13 protein-coding genes are annotated in these 15,989 nt (G+C 69.9%); 10 read left to right on the top strand and 3 right to left on the bottom strand.

Features of this window, described 5'->3' with window-relative positions:
* From RT323_RS10170 to RT323_RS10145, 6 genes are all read left to right on the top strand, one after another.
* Positions 1–417: SCO7613 C-terminal domain-containing membrane protein (locus tag RT323_RS10170; RefSeq protein ID WP_396172246.1), on the top strand; the 417-nt coding region annotated here is incomplete at its 5' end.
* Positions 418–559: 142 nt separating this feature from the next.
* On the top strand, positions 560–3,358 hold the full coding sequence (acnA, locus tag RT323_RS10165; protein ID WP_313407841.1) for an aconitate hydratase AcnA: 2,799 nt from the start codon (positions 560–562) through the stop codon (positions 3,356–3,358).
* Between the two features lie 81 nt (positions 3,359–3,439).
* Complete coding sequence (locus RT323_RS10160; RefSeq protein ID WP_313407838.1) at positions 3,440–3,949, top strand: flavin reductase; 510 nt, start codon at positions 3,440–3,442, stop codon at positions 3,947–3,949.
* A gap of 48 nt (positions 3,950–3,997) precedes the next feature.
* Positions 3,998–5,887 (top strand): 1-deoxy-D-xylulose-5-phosphate synthase, encoded by a 1,890-nt coding sequence (dxs, locus tag RT323_RS10155; protein WP_313407835.1) that lies wholly within the window; start codon positions 3,998–4,000, stop codon positions 5,885–5,887.
* A gap of 62 nt (positions 5,888–5,949) precedes the next feature.
* Positions 5,950–6,777, top strand: coding sequence for a PAC2 family protein (locus RT323_RS10150; protein ID WP_313407832.1), 828 nt, complete (start codon positions 5,950–5,952; stop codon positions 6,775–6,777).
* 113 nt (positions 6,778–6,890) lie between these two features.
* Entirely contained in the window at positions 6,891–7,769 is an 879-nt protein-coding gene (locus RT323_RS10145) for an acyl-CoA thioesterase II (RefSeq protein ID WP_313407829.1), read from the top strand.
* 62 nt (positions 7,770–7,831) lie between these two features.
* On the opposite strand, the gene RT323_RS10140 is transcribed toward RT323_RS10145, so the two are convergent.
* A complete protein-coding gene (locus RT323_RS10140; RefSeq protein ID WP_313407827.1) occupies positions 7,832–8,713 on the bottom strand; it encodes a MaoC/PaaZ C-terminal domain-containing protein in 882 nt (293 codons plus the stop codon).
* 1 nt (position 8,714) lies between these two features.
* Entirely contained in the window at positions 8,715–10,046 is a 1,332-nt protein-coding gene (locus RT323_RS10135) for a 3-oxoacyl-ACP reductase (RefSeq protein ID WP_313407825.1), read from the bottom strand.
* Positions 10,047–10,175: 129 nt separating this feature from the next.
* Here RT323_RS10135 and RT323_RS10130 point away from each other — a divergent pair, with 129 nt between their 5' ends.
* The gene (locus RT323_RS10130; RefSeq protein WP_313407822.1) at positions 10,176–11,516 is read left to right on the top strand and encodes an acetyl-CoA C-acetyltransferase; all 1,341 of its coding nucleotides are present in this window, start codon (positions 10,176–10,178) and stop codon (positions 11,514–11,516) included.
* Between the two features lie 70 nt (positions 11,517–11,586).
* Here the strand turns inward: RT323_RS10130 and RT323_RS10125 are convergent, their stop codons facing one another.
* Entirely contained in the window at positions 11,587–12,243 is a 657-nt protein-coding gene (locus RT323_RS10125) for a TetR/AcrR family transcriptional regulator (protein ID WP_313407820.1), read from the bottom strand.
* Positions 12,244–12,351: 108 nt separating this feature from the next.
* On the opposite strand from RT323_RS10125, the gene RT323_RS10120 reads away from it, so the two are divergent.
* The 3 genes from RT323_RS10120 (at position 12,352) to uvrB (ending at position 15,891) form a co-directional block, all read left to right on the top strand.
* Complete coding sequence (locus RT323_RS10120; protein WP_313407818.1) at positions 12,352–13,209, top strand: SDR family oxidoreductase; 858 nt, start codon at positions 12,352–12,354, stop codon at positions 13,207–13,209.
* Positions 13,209–13,745 (top strand): carboxymuconolactone decarboxylase family protein, encoded by a 537-nt coding sequence (locus RT323_RS10115; protein ID WP_313407815.1) that lies wholly within the window; start codon positions 13,209–13,211, stop codon positions 13,743–13,745. Before RT323_RS10120 ends, RT323_RS10115 begins: the two co-directional genes overlap by 1 nt.
* A 61-nt stretch (positions 13,746–13,806) precedes the next feature.
* A complete protein-coding gene (gene uvrB / locus RT323_RS10110) occupies positions 13,807–15,891 on the top strand; it encodes an excinuclease ABC subunit UvrB (protein WP_313407813.1) in 2,085 nt (694 codons plus the stop codon).
* The last annotated feature ends 98 nt before the right edge of the window (positions 15,892–15,989 follow it).

The following is a 15,989-nucleotide window of genomic DNA, read 5'->3' as shown; positions in this document are numbered from 1 at the left end:
GAGGCCTACACGGCCCCGTTCGCCGTCGCCCTGCTCGCCGCGGGCGCCTGGCGACTGCGCACGGACCCGGGCAGCCGCAGCTGGACCGCTCTCACGCCCGGGCTGACGATGGCGCTCCTGCCGTCGCTGCCGCAGGCACTGGCCGATCCGACCAGCGTGCGAGCGGCCCTGCTCGGCCTCGTCGCGCTGGCCGTGCTCGCGGCAGGAGTGGTCCTGAGGTGGGGTGCCCCCGTCGTCGCCGGCGCCGCCGTGGCGCTGCTGATCGTCCTCGCCAACGTGGGCCCGACGGCCCTGGGCCTGCAGCGGTGGATCCTCATCGCGCTGGCCGGTGTGGTGCTGCTCGTCGTGGGTACGACCTGGGAGAAGCGCGTGGCCGAGGGGCGTGCCCTCGTGGCGCGACTCGCGGCCCTCAGGTGAGGGTCGCCTGAGAACAGGCGGAACCGGGCTCGTTTGATATCGTTTATCTTGACATCAAGATATCTGGTGTGACTTAGGTCATCCTGACCGCTCGCCTGTGCGCCGGCGGAGGGACGATGGGAGCACCAGCGAAGGAGAAGCCATGAGCGTCGACACATTCCGGGCGAAGGACTCCCTCTCGGTCGGGGACAAGTCCTACGACTACTACCGGCTGGACGCGGTCCAGGGCGAGGGACTCGACGTCGCCTCCCTGCCGTTCAGCCTCAAGATCCTGCTCGAGGCGCTGCTGCGCACCGAGGACGGCGCGAACATCACCGCCGACGACATCAAGGCGCTCGCCGCGTGGGATCCCTCGGCCCAGCCCGACAAGGAGATCCAGTTCACGCCCGCCCGCGTGATCATGCAGGACTTCACCGGCGTCCCGTGCGTCGTCGACCTCGCCACGATGCGTGAGGCGATGGCCGACCTCGGCGGCGACCCGAACAAGATCAACCCGCTCGCGCCGGCCGAGATGGTCATCGACCACTCCGTCATCGCGGACGTCTTCGGCACGCCCGAGGCGTTCGAGCGCAACGTCGAGATCGAGTACGAGCGCAACGGCGAGCGTTACAAGTTCCTGCGCTGGGGCCAGGGCGCGTTCGACGACTTCAAGGTCGTCCCGCCGGGAACCGGCATCGTGCACCAGGTCAACATCGAGAAGCTGGCGCGCGTCGTCTTCACGCGCGACAGCGACGGGGGCGTCGTGGCCTACCCCGACTCCTGCGTGGGCACCGACTCGCACACCACGATGGTCAACGGCCTGGGCGTCGTCGGCTGGGGTGTGGGCGGCATCGAGGCCGAGGCCGCCATGCTCGGCCAGCCGATCAGCATGCTGATCCCGCGCGTCGTCGGCTTCAAGCTCTCGGGCGAGCTGCCCCAGGGCGCCACCGCGACCGACCTCGTGCTCACGATCACCGAGATGCTGCGCGAGCACGGCGTCGTCGGCAAGTTCGTCGAGTTCTACGGCTCCGGCGTCGGCGCCGTGCCGCTGGCCAACCGCGCCACGATCGGCAACATGAGCCCCGAGTACGGCTCCACGATCGCGGTCTTCCCGATCGACGGCGAGACCACGAAGTACCTCGAGCTCACCGGCCGCAGCGCCGAGGAGATCGCCCTTGTCGAGGCGTATGCCAAGGCCCAGGGCCTGTGGCACGACGCCGACAAGGAGCCGCGCTACAGCGAGTACCTCGAGCTCGACCTCGCGGACGTCGTGCCGTCGATCGCCGGCCCGAAGCGTCCCCAGGACCGCGTCGCGCTGACCGAGAGCAAGTCGGCCTTCCGCGGCTCGCTGCGCGACTACGTCGAGCACGACGAGCAGCAGCTCAACGGCTATGACGAGGTCGTCGACGACTCGTTCCCCGCGTCCGACGCGCCGAAGACGTCGACCTACGCCAACGGTGGCGAGGCGCCGAGCGAGCACTCGCACGGGGCTCCGGGCGAGCGTGTCCGCAACCCGCAGACCGTGACGCTCGAGGACGGCACCACGTTCGAGGTCGACCACGGCGCGGTCACGATCGCGGCCATCACGTCGTGCACCAACACGTCGAACCCGTCCGTCATGATCGGCGCCGGCCTGCTGGCCAAGAACGCCGTCGAGAAGGGCCTGCAGCGCAAGCCGTGGGTCAAGACGACGCTCGCCCCCGGCTCGAAGGTCGTCACGGACTACTACGAGAAGTCGGGCCTGAACGTCTACCTCGACAAGCTCGGGTTCAACCTCGTCGGCTACGGCTGCACGACGTGCATCGGCAACTCGGGTCCGCTGATCCCCGAGGTCAGCGCCGCCGTCAACGAGGGCGACCTGGCCGTCACCGCGGTGCTCTCGGGCAACCGCAACTTCGAGGGCCGCATCAACCCCGACATCAAGATGAACTACCTGGCGTCCCCGCCGCTGGTCATCGCGTACGCGCTGGCCGGCTCGATGGACGTCGACCTGTTCAACGAGCCGCTGGGTCAGGACCAGGACGGCAACGACGTCTTCATGAAGGACATCTGGCCGTCGCCCGCCGAGGTCGAGGACGTCATCGCGTCCTCGATCGACTCGGACACCTTCAGCCGTGAGTACGCCGACGTGTTCGCCGGCGACGAGCGCTGGCAGAACCTGGACACGCCCGAGGGCGACACGTTCGCGTGGGACGAGGACTCGACGTACGTCCGCAAGGCGCCGTACTTCGACGGGATGGCCCTCGAGCCCGACCCGGTCACCGACGTCGAGGGCGCGCGCGTCCTGCTCAAGCTGGGCGACTCGGTCACGACCGACCACATCAGCCCGGCCGGCGCGATCAAGAAGGACAGCCCCGCGGGCCAGTACCTGACCGAGCACGGCATCGCGCCGCGTGACTTCAACTCCTACGGCTCGCGCCGTGGCAACCACGAGGTCATGATCCGGGGCACGTTCGCCAACATCCGCCTGCGCAACCAGCTGGCACCGGGCACCGAGGGCGGCTTCACCCGCGACCTGCTCGGCGACGGCGAGGTCACCACGGTGTTCGAGGCCTCCGAGAAGTACATCGAGGCCGGCGTCCCGCTCGTCGTCCTCGCGGGCAAGGAGTACGGCTCCGGCTCGTCGCGCGACTGGGCCGCCAAGGGCACGGCGCTGCTGGGCGTCAAGGTCGTCATCGCCGAGTCGTACGAGCGGATCCACCGCTCGAACCTCATCGGCATGGGCGTCCTGCCGCTGCAGTTCCCCGAGGGCCAGACGGCCGAGTCGCTCGGCCTGACGGGGGAGGAGACCTTCTCGTTCACCGGCATCACCGAGCTGAACGAGGGGCGCATCCCCAAGACCGTCAAGGTCACGGCGGGCGATGTCGAGTTCGACGCGGTCGTCCGCATCGACACCCCCGGTGAGGCGAGCTACTACCGCAACGGCGGCATCATGCCGTACGTGCTGCGCTCGCTGCTCTGAGCGATCGCCCCGCCAGGACTGCCCGTCACCGCTCGGTGGCGGGCAGTCCTGCGTACGGGGTCGTCGTGGTGGGATGGGGGAGTGACGATCCACACCGACCACCCGTTCGTGCCCGCCGACGGTGACAAGGACGCGTTCCGCCGGCTGCGGGGGCGCCTGCCGGGCCCGGCGACGGTCGTCGCGACGGGGACCGGGCGGTCCCGCGCCGGGCTCACGGTGTCGTCGCTGCTGCTGGTCGACGGCCCCGCGCCGGCGGTCACCCTGTTCGTGGACCCCGACTCGGACCTGGGGGAGTCGCTGGAGGTCGGCGCGAGCGCCGCGGTGAGCGTCCTGCAGTCGAGTGACGACTGGCTCGCCGAGGTCTTCGCTGGCCAGGCGCCCGCTCCGGGCGGCATGTTCACGGTGGGCACGTGGCTGGACTCGCCGTGGGGCCCTCGGTTGCAGGACCGGTCGTGGTGCGGCTTCACCGTCGGCGAGGTGCGCGAGGTGGGCTGGTCCGTCCAGGTGACCGGTGCGGTGACGCAGATCGGCATCGAGGCCGCGACGGGGGTCGCCCACGCGCGCGGCCGGTTCCACGACCTCGCCCGCTGAGGCGCCGGTCGAGCGGCCCCGCTGGAGGGGCGTCGTTACGATGGAGCAATGGCCTCAGTCCTCAGCTCCGTGTCCGGTCCCGCCGACCTGCGAGGCCTTGACGACGCGGCGCTGACGCAGCTCGCGGCCGAGGTGCGTGAGCTGCTCATCGAGTCGGTCGCGGCCAACGGCGGTCACCTCGGTCCCAACCTCGGGGTCGTCGAGCTGACCATCGCCCTGCACCGGGTGTTCGACTCGCCGAACGACAAGATCGTGTGGGACACGGGCCACCAGTCGTACGTGCACAAGATGCTCACGGGCCGTGCCGACCAGTTCGGCGACCTGCGCAAGGAGCACGGCCTGTCGGGCTACCCCAGCCGCGCCGAATCGCCGCACGACTGGGTCGAGAACTCGCACGCCTCCACCTCGCTGTCGTACGCCGACGGCCTGGCGCGTGCCCATGCGGTGCGCGGCACGGACGACCACGTCGTCGCCGTGATCGGCGACGGCGCGCTGACCGGCGGCATGGCATGGGAGGCGATCAACAACATCTGCGCGGACAACTGCCGCCGCGTCGTGATCGTCGTCAACGACAACGGCCGGTCCTACACGCCGACGGTCGGCGGCCTGGCGAACCGGCTCACCGAGATCCGCACCAACCCGCGCTACGAGTCCACCCTCAGCGCGATCCGCGAGCGCATGACGACCGGTCCCAAGGTCGCGGGGGTCGCCTACGAGGCGCTGCACGCGATCAAGAAGGGCTTCAAGGACGCGATCGCGCCGCAGGGCATGTTCGAGGACCTCGGCATCAAGTACCTGGGCCCGGTCAACGGCCACGACCGCAACGCCCTCGAACACGTGCTGACGGCGGCGCGCAACTTCAACGGTCCGGTCCTCGTCCACGCGATCACCACCAAGGGCCAGGGCTACGACATCGCGGTCGAGAACGAGAACGACCAGATGCATCAGGCGCACCCGTTCGACCGCTCGACGGGCGAGGCGATCAGCATCGCCCCGGCGGGCTGGACCTCCGTCTTCCGCGACGAGATCGTCCGCATCGCCGACGACCGGCCGGACGTCGTGGGCATCACGGCCGCGATGCTCTACCCGACGGGCCTGGACGCGTTCGCGGACAAGTTCCCCGATCGTGTCCTGGATGTCGGCATCGCCGAGCAGCACGCCGTCACCAGCGCGGCGGGCATGGCGATGGGCGGCCTGCACCCTGTCGTGGCGGTCTACGCCACCTTCCTCAACCGCGCCTTCGACCAGGTCCTCATGGACGTGGCGCTGCACGGGCTGGGAGTGACCTTCGTGCTCGACCGCGCCGGCGTGACCGGTGACGACGGCGCCAGCCACAACGGCATGTGGGACATGTCGATCATGCAGATCGTGCCCGGCCTGCACCTGGCCGCACCGCGTGACGGCAGCCGCCTGCGCGAGCTCCTGCGCGAGGCCGTCGCGATCGACGACGCCCCCAGCGTCGTGCGGTTCGCCAAGGGCGCCGTGTCGCCCGACCTCGACGCGATCGACCGCGTCGGCGGCGTCGACGTGCTCCACCGCGGCACCGATCCGGAAGTGCTCGTCGTGGGCGTCGGCACGATGGCCGCCACCGCGGTCGAGGTGGGTCGCGGACTCGAGGAGTCCGGCATCGCGGCCACCGTCGTCGACCCGCGGTGGGTCAAGCCGCTCGATCCGGCGGTCGTCGAGCTGGCGAGCCGCCACCGACTCGTCGTGACGATCGAGGACAACGGCCGCCAGGGCGGTGTCGGCTCCACGATCCTGCACACGCTGAGCGACGAGGGAGTCGACGTGCCGGTGCGGATCCACGCCGTCGACCAGCAGTTCCTCGAGCACGCCAAGCGCGACGTCATCCTGCAGCGCCTCGGCCTGACGCCCGCGCAGATCCTCGAGGACACCCGCAAACGATTCGCGGAATGCACGGCAGGTGACCAGCGTTGACACCGAAGTGGTTCTCACGACGACGTTCAGATGACCTCGACCGCGAGCCGATCCCGCTGATCGTGGCGCTCGACGGTTTCCTCAGCGCGGGCTCGTCCTCGATGCTCGCGGCCTCGCAGCTGCGCACGCCCGACGCCGAGGTGATCCACGAGTTCGACCTCGACGCGATGTACGACTATCGCGCGCGGCGTCCCCCGATCACCTTCCGGCGCGACCACTACGTCGACTACGAGGAGCCGGTGCTGCAGATCACCCGGCACGTCGACCAGGCGGGCACGCCCTACCTGCTGCTGGCCGGCCCCGAGCCCGACTTCGGCTGGGAGGCGTTCGCCGCCGAGACCCTCGACGTGATCGAGGAGATCGGCGTGCCGTTGACGGTCTTCCTCGGCGGCGTGCCGATGGGCGTGCCGCACACCCGGCCCGCCCTGCTGACGATGCACGCGACGCGTCCCGAGCTGGTCGATCGCAAGAACTTCTGGAACGCCGAGGTCACGGTGCCGTCGTCGGCCCAGTCGATGCTCGAGTACCGGATGCGCGAGCACGGCCTCGACGCGATCGGCTACGTGGTGCACGTGCCGCACTACCTGACCCAGATCGAGTACCCGACCGCGGCGCTCGCGCTGCTCGAGGCGGCCTCGCTCAAGCTGGGGCTCAGCTTCGACCTCGAGGAGCTGCGGGCCCGCCAGCCCGACTCGGTGTCCGAGATCGAGCAGCAGATCGCCGACCAGGAGGGCGAGCAGGTGCTGCACGGACTCGAGGAGCAGTACGACATCTTCAGCCGCGGCGCCGCGGAGTCGCTGCTTGCCGACGATGCCAACCTGCCGACCGGCGACGAGCTCGCCAGCCAGCTCGAGCACTTCCTGATGCAGCAGCGCAAGGACGACCAGTGATGAAAGCCTCCGGCTTGTCCCTTGTCGCCGCGAAGGATTCTGTGACCATGGTTACGGGCGCTGCCGGCTGAGGTGGCCGGTGGGCCAAGAGCATGCCCGATAGGATCGCGTTCGTGCCCGGGACCGTGAACGAACTCGTCGACCTGCTCCAGATCGAGCAACTGGAGGTCAACCTCTTCCGTGGCGGCCAGCCGCCGAACTCCCGGCTCAAGCGGGTCTTCGGCGGCCAGGTGGCCGGCCAGGCCGTGATGGCCGCACAGCGGACCGTGCTCGACGGGAAGCACCTGCACTCGCTGCACGCCTACTTCATCCTCGGTGGCGACCCGAGCATCCCGATCATCTACGACGTCGAGAACGTCCGCGACGGGCGCTCCTTCGCCACCCGGCGGGTCGCGGCCCGCCAGCACGGCGAGGTCATCTTCTACATGACCGCCTCGTTCCAGCGCGAGGAGGAGGGCTGGGATCACCAGGACGCGCTGCCCGCCACGCCCGGCCCGGACGAGGCCACGCCGATGGTCGACCTGGTCAAGTACGTGAGCAGCGACCGCGCCGACCAGTGGCTGCGCGAGTGGGGCGACTTCGACATGCGGTACGTCGGAGACCCTCGTCCCGAGGACGACCCGACGCGCGCGCACGTGCCCGTCGTGCAGCGCATGTGGTTCCGCGCCAGCGACCGCCTGCCGGACGACCCGCTGCTGCACGCGGCCGCGTTCACCTACGCCAGCGACTTCAGCCTGCTGGGCGCCTCGCTCGTCCCGCACGGCGTGCTGATCAGCTCACCCAAGGTCCAGCCGGCATCGCTCGACCACGTCGTGTGGTTCCACCGGCCTTTCCGGGCCGATGAGTGGCTGCTGTACGACCAGACGTCGCCGTCGGCGTCCGGAGCGCGCGGCCTGTCCACGGCCAAGGTCTTCACGCAGGACGGCGCCCTGGTCGCCACGGTCGCGCAGGAGGGCCTCATCCGCCCGACGAAGCCGCGCGAGGAGCGCTGACCCAGTCGACGACGACGCCCCCGGACCGCGAAGGTCCGGGGGCGTCGTGCGTGGGTGGTCGGTCAGGCGGGCGTGATGCGCCCGACCAGGTGCGGCACGCCCTTGCGGGCATCGCGCACGCCGAAGGTCGTGGCGTCGCCGTCCTGGGCCGAGCCGAAGACGACCGTGCCGGGCAGCAGCACGGGCTTCTTGAACTCGACGTCGACGGTGTGGGCGTCCGGCAGCCGGTTCTGCAGCGCCGCGAGGCTGCGGGCCTTCGTCCACATGCCGTGCGCGATCTGGCGCGGGAACCCGAACGCCTTCGCGGTCACGGGGTACAGGTGGATCGGGTTGCGGTCACCGGAGATCGCGCCGTAGCGGCGACCCAGGTCGTCGCCCAGCTTCCAGTGCACGACGCCCTCGGGCGCGTCCACCCCCGCCAGTGGCGGCGCGACCGGCTCGTCGGCGCCGTTGCGGCTGCGGAAGAGCACCGTCATCGTCTCGTCCCACACGACCTCGCCGCCGATGCGCGCCTCGCTCACGAGGGAGATCAGGCGGCCCTTGGGGTGAGGGTCGTCGGAGTCGGCGCGCAACGTCAGGTCGTAGACCTCCTCGCGGCCGATCGGCCGGTGCTGGGTGATCCGGTTGCGAAGGTGCACCGCCCCCATGGGCGGGAACGGGAACGCCGTGTCCGTCATGAGCGTCAGGTGCAGCGTGTGCGCGGCGATGTGCGGGTACGTCGCCGGCAGGGTGTCGGCGCGCGTGAATCCGCACACCTCGTTGTAGCGGTCGAGGTGCGCCAGGTCGGTGGAGATCCGGGTGCGGCGCAGCGTCGTGGTGGGCAGGCCGCCCTTCTCGTGCCTGATGCCGGGCAGGTTGCCAACGACCGGGATCGCGGGCAGCGCCGCCTTCAGCATGAGCGGCAGGCCCGCCGGGGCCTTGTCGAACGTGCGCGTCGTCGTCACGTCAGGCACCCAGGAAGCCCTGGCCGCACACGCGCACGACGTTGCCCGAGATCGCGGACGAGCCGGGGTGGCTGTACCAGGCGATGGCCTCGGCGACGTCGATCGGCTGGCCGCCCTGCGACAGCGAGCTGAGGCGACGGCCGGCCTCGCGGATGCCCAGCGGCATCGTCTTGACCATGTCGGTCTCGATGAAGCCCGGGGCGATCGCGTTGACGGTGATGCCGTCGGCCGCGACGCGCGGCGCGAGGGCCTGGACGAAGCCGATGACGCCGGCCTTGGCCGTGCCGTAGTTGGTCTGGCCGTTGTTGCCGGCGATGCCCGCGATCGACGAGATGCCGATGACGCGGCCACCGGTGCGGATGAGCTTGTTCTCGAGCAGGTGCTCGGTGATCCGCTCGGGGGCGCCGACGCTGATGTCGACGACCTTCGCCCAGTTCTCGGGCTTCATGTTCTTCAGGCGCTTGTCGCGCGTGATGCCCGCGTTGTGCACGACGATGTCGACGCCGTCGCCCAACCCGTCGGCGATGACCTGCGGCGCGTCCTCGGCGGTGATGTCGCACACGATCGAGGTGCCGCCGAGCTCGGCCATGAGGGCCTCGAGGTCCTGCTGGAGGGGCGGGACGTCGAGGCCGATGATGGTGGCGCCGTCGCGGTGCAGCGTGCGGGCCATGGCGGCACCGAGGCCCCGCGAGGCGCCCGTGACCAGCGCGACCTTGCCGAAGAGCGGCGCGGCGGCGTCGGCGGGGGAGTCGGCCTCGACGAGGTCGGTGGTGCCGAGGCGGACGACCTGCCCGTCGACGAAGGCCGACTTGGGCGAGAGCAGGAAGGCCAGCGTCGAGCCGAGGGCGTCCTTGGACTCGGTCGTGACGTAGACGAGGTTGGCGGTGGCGCCGTTGGCGCCGATCTCCTTGCCGAGCGAGCGCACGAAGCCCTCGAGGCCGCGCTGGGCGATCGCCGCGCCGACCGAGTCGGTGCGCTCGGGCAGCAGGCCGATCACGACGATCTTGGCGCTGGGGGCGAGGCTGCGCAGGACGGGCGAGAAGAACTCCTGGATGGCCACGGTTCCGGCGGCGGAGTCGATGCCCGAGGCATCCAGGACGAGGCCCTGGTAGCGGCGACCCTCGGCGCGCACGGTCGTGGTGTCGATGCCCGAGCCCTTCAGCACGGCCGGCAGCGTGTCGGCCACGAGGCCCCGGCCCCCGACGAGCACGGGGCCGTCGACGAGGGCGCCCCCGGTGTACCGCTTGAGCTCCGGCGGATTGGGCAGGCCCAGGTTCTTCACGAGGAACTGGCCGATCGGGTTCTGGATCATCGACGTGTAACGGTCGCTCATCGCGGCATGTGTCCTATCTCTCGGATATCCGGATACCATCGGTATCTGAACGCGTTATCCTGACTCTAGCCTGCACGGCAGCGTCACGGCAAAGACGACAGCGACACAGTCGCCGACGAAAGGTGTCCCATGGCTGACAAGCCCACCACGAAGACCTCGAAGGCCTCGGCCCCCAGTGCGGGAACGGTCCGTCGGGTCGCCGTCATCGGCGGCAACCGGATCCCGTTCGCGCGGTCGAACACGGTCTACACCGGCGTCTCCAACCAGGAGATGCTCACCGCGGCCCTCGACGGCCTTGTCGAGCGCTTCGGCCTGGAGGGGGAGCGCGCGGGCGAGGTCGTCGCCGGCGCGGTGCTCAAGCACGCCCGCGACTTCAACCTGACCCGCGAGACCGTCCTGGGCTCCAAGCTCTCGCCGGCCACGCCGGCCACCGACATCCAGCAGGCGTGCGGCACCGGCCTGCAGGCCGCGTTCCAGGTCGCCAACAAGATCGCCCTGGGGCAGATCGAGTTCGGCATCGCCGGCGGCACCGACACGACGTCCGACGCTCCGCTGGCCCTGAACGACAAGCTGCGCAAGATCCTGCTGCAGGTCAACCAGGCCAACGCCAAGGGCGACAAGAAGACGCTGCTCAAGCTGCTGGCCCAGATCCGCCCGGGTCACCTGGCGCCCGACCAGCCGCGCAACGCCGAGCCGCGCACCGGCCTGTCGATGGGTGACCACCAGGCGCTCACGACCCACGAGTGGGGCATCACGCGGGAGGCCCAGGACGAGCTCGCCGCCCGTTCGCACCAGAACCTGGCCGCCGCGTGGGAGTCGGGCTGGCAGGACGACCTCGTCACGGCGTTCAACGGCGTCGAGCGCGACAACCACCTGCGTCCCGACTCCACGGTCGAGAAGCTGGCGAAGCTCAAGCCGGTGTTCGGCAAGCAGCTCGGTGAGGCGGCCACGATGACGGCCGGCAACTCGACGCCCCTGTCCGACGGTGCCTCGGTGGCGCTGCTCGCGTCCGAGGACGAGGCCGAACGCCGTGGGTGGGACGTCAAGGCGTACCTGGTCGACTTCGAGACCGCCGCGGTCGACTACGTCAACGGCGGCGAGGGCCTGCTGATGGCCCCGGCCTACGCCGTGCCGAAGATGCTCGAGCGCAACGGCCTGTCGCTGCAGGACTTCGACTTCTACGAGATCCACGAGGCGTTCGCCGGCCAGGTGCTGTCGACGCTCGCGGCGTGGGAGGACGCGGACTTCTGCAAGCAGCGCCTGGGCCTGGACAGCCCGCTGGGCTCGATCGACCTCGACAAGCTCAACGTCAAGGGCTCGTCGCTCGCCGCGGCGCACCCCTTCGCCGCGACGGGTGGACGCATCATCGCCAACCTGGCCAAGCTGCTGGAGGAGAAGGGCTCGGGCCGTGGCCTGATCTCGATCTGCGCCGCCGGCGGCCAGGGGGTCGTGGCGATCCTCGAGCGCTGAGCCGAGACGTACGACGGGGCCGGTGGCAGTCGCCACCCGGCCCCGTCGTCGTGCTGGGGGAGCTGTGTCGTCAGCCGGCGGGCTGCTGGACGATCGCGCGCACCGAGCGCTTCGCCAGTTCCACGACCTCGGGCATCGGCAGGTTGTCCATCGTCGGGATGCCCGAGTTGAGCTCGCGGATAGAGCGCTGGAACGTCACGAGGTTCAGGATGCCCAGGCCCTGCGTGTACATCATGTTGGCGATCAGCTCGGGGTCGGCGACGTCGAAGTCCCCGGCCTCGTTGCCGTCGATGATCGCGCTCGTGATGTGGACGAAGCAGCGGTTGATCGCCGCGCCGAGCTCGGTCAGGCGCTCGAGGCTGATCTGCTCGAGCAGCTCGGAGCCGCGGTGGCGCAGCAGCGACTGGGCACAGTCGACGAACGCCGGGTACTCACTGCCGTAGGCGAGGAACTCGTTCGTGATGATGTCGATGCGCTCGATCGGCGCGAGGCCCTCGTCGCGCGAGGTCGCGAGGCGCGTCTCGAGCTCGTTGAGGTAGTCCACCAGCGTCATCGCGAAGAGCTCTTCCTTCGTCGTGAAGTGCCGGTAGATGATGGCGCGGTTGATGCCCACGGCTCGCGCGATGTCCTCGATCTGCGCGTCCCGCATGCGGCGTTCGTCGAAGAGCATGCGTGTCGCATCGAGGATTTCGCGGGTTCGTTGCGCCCGGCGCTCGACTATGGCCATGGTCACGAGCCTATCCGCTCCAGCGTCTGACGCGTGCGGCGCATGGTGCAGGGGTGTCGTGTCGACATGGACATTGATATGTGACGCACGCCGCCTTAGGCTGAGTCCATGGCAAAACTGGACATACGTACGAAGTCCTGTCTTGTCACAGGCGCCGCGGGGGGCATCGGGGGCGCGACGGCGCACGTCCTGGGTCGCGAGAGGGCCCGGCTCGTGCTGACCGATCTCGACCAGGGGGCACTCGATGCCCGGGCCGACGCCCTTCGTGCCGCCGGCGCCGACGTGCTGATGGCGCGTGCGGTCGACCTCACGGACCCGGACGCCGTCCGGCGGTTCGCCGCCGAGGTCCATGCGGCGCACGGCTCGATGGACGTGCTGCTCAACATCGCGGGCATCTCGATCTGGGGCACGATCGACCGGCTGACCGAGGACCACTGGCGGCGCCTGGTCGACGTCAACCTGATGGGGCCGGTGCACGTGCTCTCGTCGTTCCTGCCGGCGATGATCGCGGCGGGCCGTGGCGGCCACGTCGTCAACGTGGCGAGCGCCGCCGCGATCTTCGGACTGCCCTGGCACGCGGCGTACAGCGCCAGCAAGTTCGGCCTGCGCGGAATCTCCGAGGTGCTGCGCTTCGACCTGCGCCGGCACCGGATCGGCGTGAGCCTCGTGTGCCCCGGTGCCGTCGCGACGCCGCTCGTGGACGGTCTGGAGGTGGCGGGCGTGGACCGGTCGGCGCCGTCGATCCGCACGATCGAGCAGCAGTTCCTGCGCCATGCCATCACGCCGGACGAGGCGGCGGAGGCGATCGTCGCGGGACTGCGCAGCCGGCGTTACTGGGTCTACACATCGCGCGACGTCCGGCTGGGCCACTACGCGCAGCGGTGGTTCCCGTGGGGATACTCGGCCGTCATGCGGTTGCTCAACCGCAGGCTCACCCGCGCGGCCGCCCTGGCCGGGGTCCGCTGATGCGGTCGCCCCGCGTCGAGCCGGGCGGGCTCCGTCAGCTCGGCATCGTCAACTTCGTGCTGGGCCGGCTGCTCTCGCGCGGGGCCGGGGTGTGCGAGGCCCACCTGTTCACGACGCTGGGCCGCAACCGCCGGCTGTACCGCATGTGGCTGGCGTACTCGGGTGCGTTGATGCTGGCCGGGAGGCTGCCCCGCCGCGAGACCGAGCTGGTCATCCTGCGCGTCGCCCACCGCTGCGGCAGCGAGTACGAGTGGCGGCACCACGTCCGCCTGGGTGCCCGCGCGGGACTGCGACGGGACGAGATCGAACGGGTGCGCGACGGCTCGCTCGACGCGTGGAAGCCCGCCGACGAGGTGCTCTTGACGGCGACCGACCGGCTGCTGGCGGACGACGACATCGACGAAGCGGCATGGCGTCGCCTGCGGTCGTTCTGGGACGAGCGCCAAGCGATCGAGCTGTGCCTGCTCGTCGGCCAGTACCGCGGGCTCGCGGCCACCATCCGCGCCCTGGGCATCGCCCCCGACCGGCCGCGCTGACCGGCGCCGCGAGGCCTCTCGTCGGCGCGAAAGTGTCGGACCCCGCCCGTAGGCTCGACTCATGCGTGCAGTCTCTGAACTCAAGCGGCAGGTGGCGCCGTTCGAGGTCGTCTCCGAGTACAAGCCCGCCGGCGACCAGCCGGCCGCCATCGCCGAGATCTCCAAGCGAATCGAGGCCGGGGTCGACGACGTCGTCCTGATGGGTGCCACCGGCACCGGCAAGACGGCCACGACGGCCTGGCTCGCCGAGAAGCTGCAGCGCCCGATGCTGGTGATGCTGCCCAACAAGACCCTCGCCGCGCAGTTCGCCACCGAGCTGCGCGAGCTGATGCCGAACAACGCGGTCGAGTACTTCGTCTCGTACTACGACTACTACCAACCCGAGGCGTACATCGCGCAGACCGACACCTACATCGAGAAGGACTCCTCGATCAACGAGGAGGTCGAGCGGCTGCGCCACTCGGCCACGTGGTCCCTGCTCACCCGGCGCGACGTCATCGTGGTCGCCACGGTGTCGTGCATCTACGGCCTGGGGTCGGCGCAGGAGTACCTCAACCGCATGATCGGCTTCAAGGTCGGCGACGAGATGGGCCGCGACCAGCTGCTGCGCACGCTCGTGCAGGCCCAGTACGTGCGCAACGACGTCAGCTCGACCCGTGGCACGTTCCGCGTCAAGGGCGACACTGTCGAGATCTTCCCCGTGTACCAGGAGATGGCGGTGCGGGTCGAGTTCTTCGGCGACGAGATCGAGCGGCTCATGACGTTGCACCCGCTCACCGGAGAGGTGCTCAGCGACGACCAGGAGCTCTACGTCGGCGCCGCCACCCACTACGCCGCCGGCCCCGAGGTGATGGCGCGCGCGATCGAGGGGATCAAGGGAGAGCTCGAGGACCGACTGGCGGTTCTCGAACGCGAGAACAAGCTGCTCGAGGCCCAGCGCCTGCGCATGCGCACGACGTACGACCTCGAGATGATGGAGCAGGTCGGCACCTGCTCGGGCATCGAGAACTACTCGCTGCACATGGACGGCCGCCCGGCGGGCTCGGCACCGAACTGCCTGCTCGACTACTTCGCCGAGGACTTCGTCCTGGTCGTCGACGAGTCCCACGTGACGATCCCGCAGATCGGCGCGATGTACGAGGGCGACATGAGCCGCAAGCGCTCGCTCGTCGAACACGGCTTCCGGCTGCCCAGCGCGATGGACAACCGACCGCTCAAGTGGCCCGAGTTCCTCGACCGGATCGGTCAGACGGTCTACCTGTCCGCCACCCCGGGCGACTACGAGATGAACAAGGTCGAGCGCGATGTGGTCGAGCAGGTCATCCGGCCCACCGGACTGATCGACCCCGAGGTCATCGTCAAGCCGACGAAGGGCCAGATCGACGACCTCATCGGCGAGATCAACGATCGCGTGGCACGCAACGAGCGCGTCCTCGTCACGACACTCACCAAGAAGATGTCCGAGGACCTCACCGACTACCTGCTCGAGGCGGGCATCCGCACGCGCTACCTGCACAGCGAGGTCGACACGCTCCGCCGCGTCGAGCTGCTGCGCGAGCTGCGGATGGGCGAGTACGACGTGCTGGTGGGCATCAACCTGCTGCGCGAGGGCCTCGACCTGCCCGAGGTCAGCCTCGTGGCGATCCTCGACGCCGACAAGGAGGGGTTCCTGCGCTCGGGCCGCTCGCTCATCCAGACCATCGGCCGTGCGGCGCGCAACGTCTCGGGCCAGGTCATCATGTACGCGGACCGCATCACCGACTCCATGGCGCTCGCGATCGACGAGACGAATCGCCGCCGGGCCAAGCAGGTCGCCTACAACACCGAGCACGGGATCGACCCGACGCCGCTGCGCAAGAAGATCGGCGACATCACCGACATGCTGGCGCGCGAGGACGAGGACACCCGGGCGCTGCTGGCCGCCACCGGCGACCACAAGCGCAAGGGCGCCCCGGTGCCGCTCGGCCAGCACACCAAGAACCTGGCCGACCGCCCGTCCGAGGAGCTGGCCGGCCTGATCGACCAGCTGTCCGAGCAGATGCACCAAGCGGCCGCCGAGCTCCAGTTCGAGGTCGCGGCGCGGCTGCGCGACGAGATCGGCGAGCTCAAGCGCGAGCTGCGCGGGATGCTGTCAGCCGGGACGTGAATTAGCGTTGCTGGGACCGGGCTGACAGACTGTTCCGGCGGAGGGGAGTATTCCCATCACCGGCATCTCGTCAGCACGGGGGTCATCGCCGACCACCC

The sequence above is a fragment of the Aeromicrobium sp. genome (assembly GCF_032084975.1).
Lineage (GTDB): Bacteria > Actinomycetota > Actinomycetes > Propionibacteriales > Nocardioidaceae > Aeromicrobium.
This window is presented reverse-complemented; position numbering and strand designations above follow the sequence as displayed.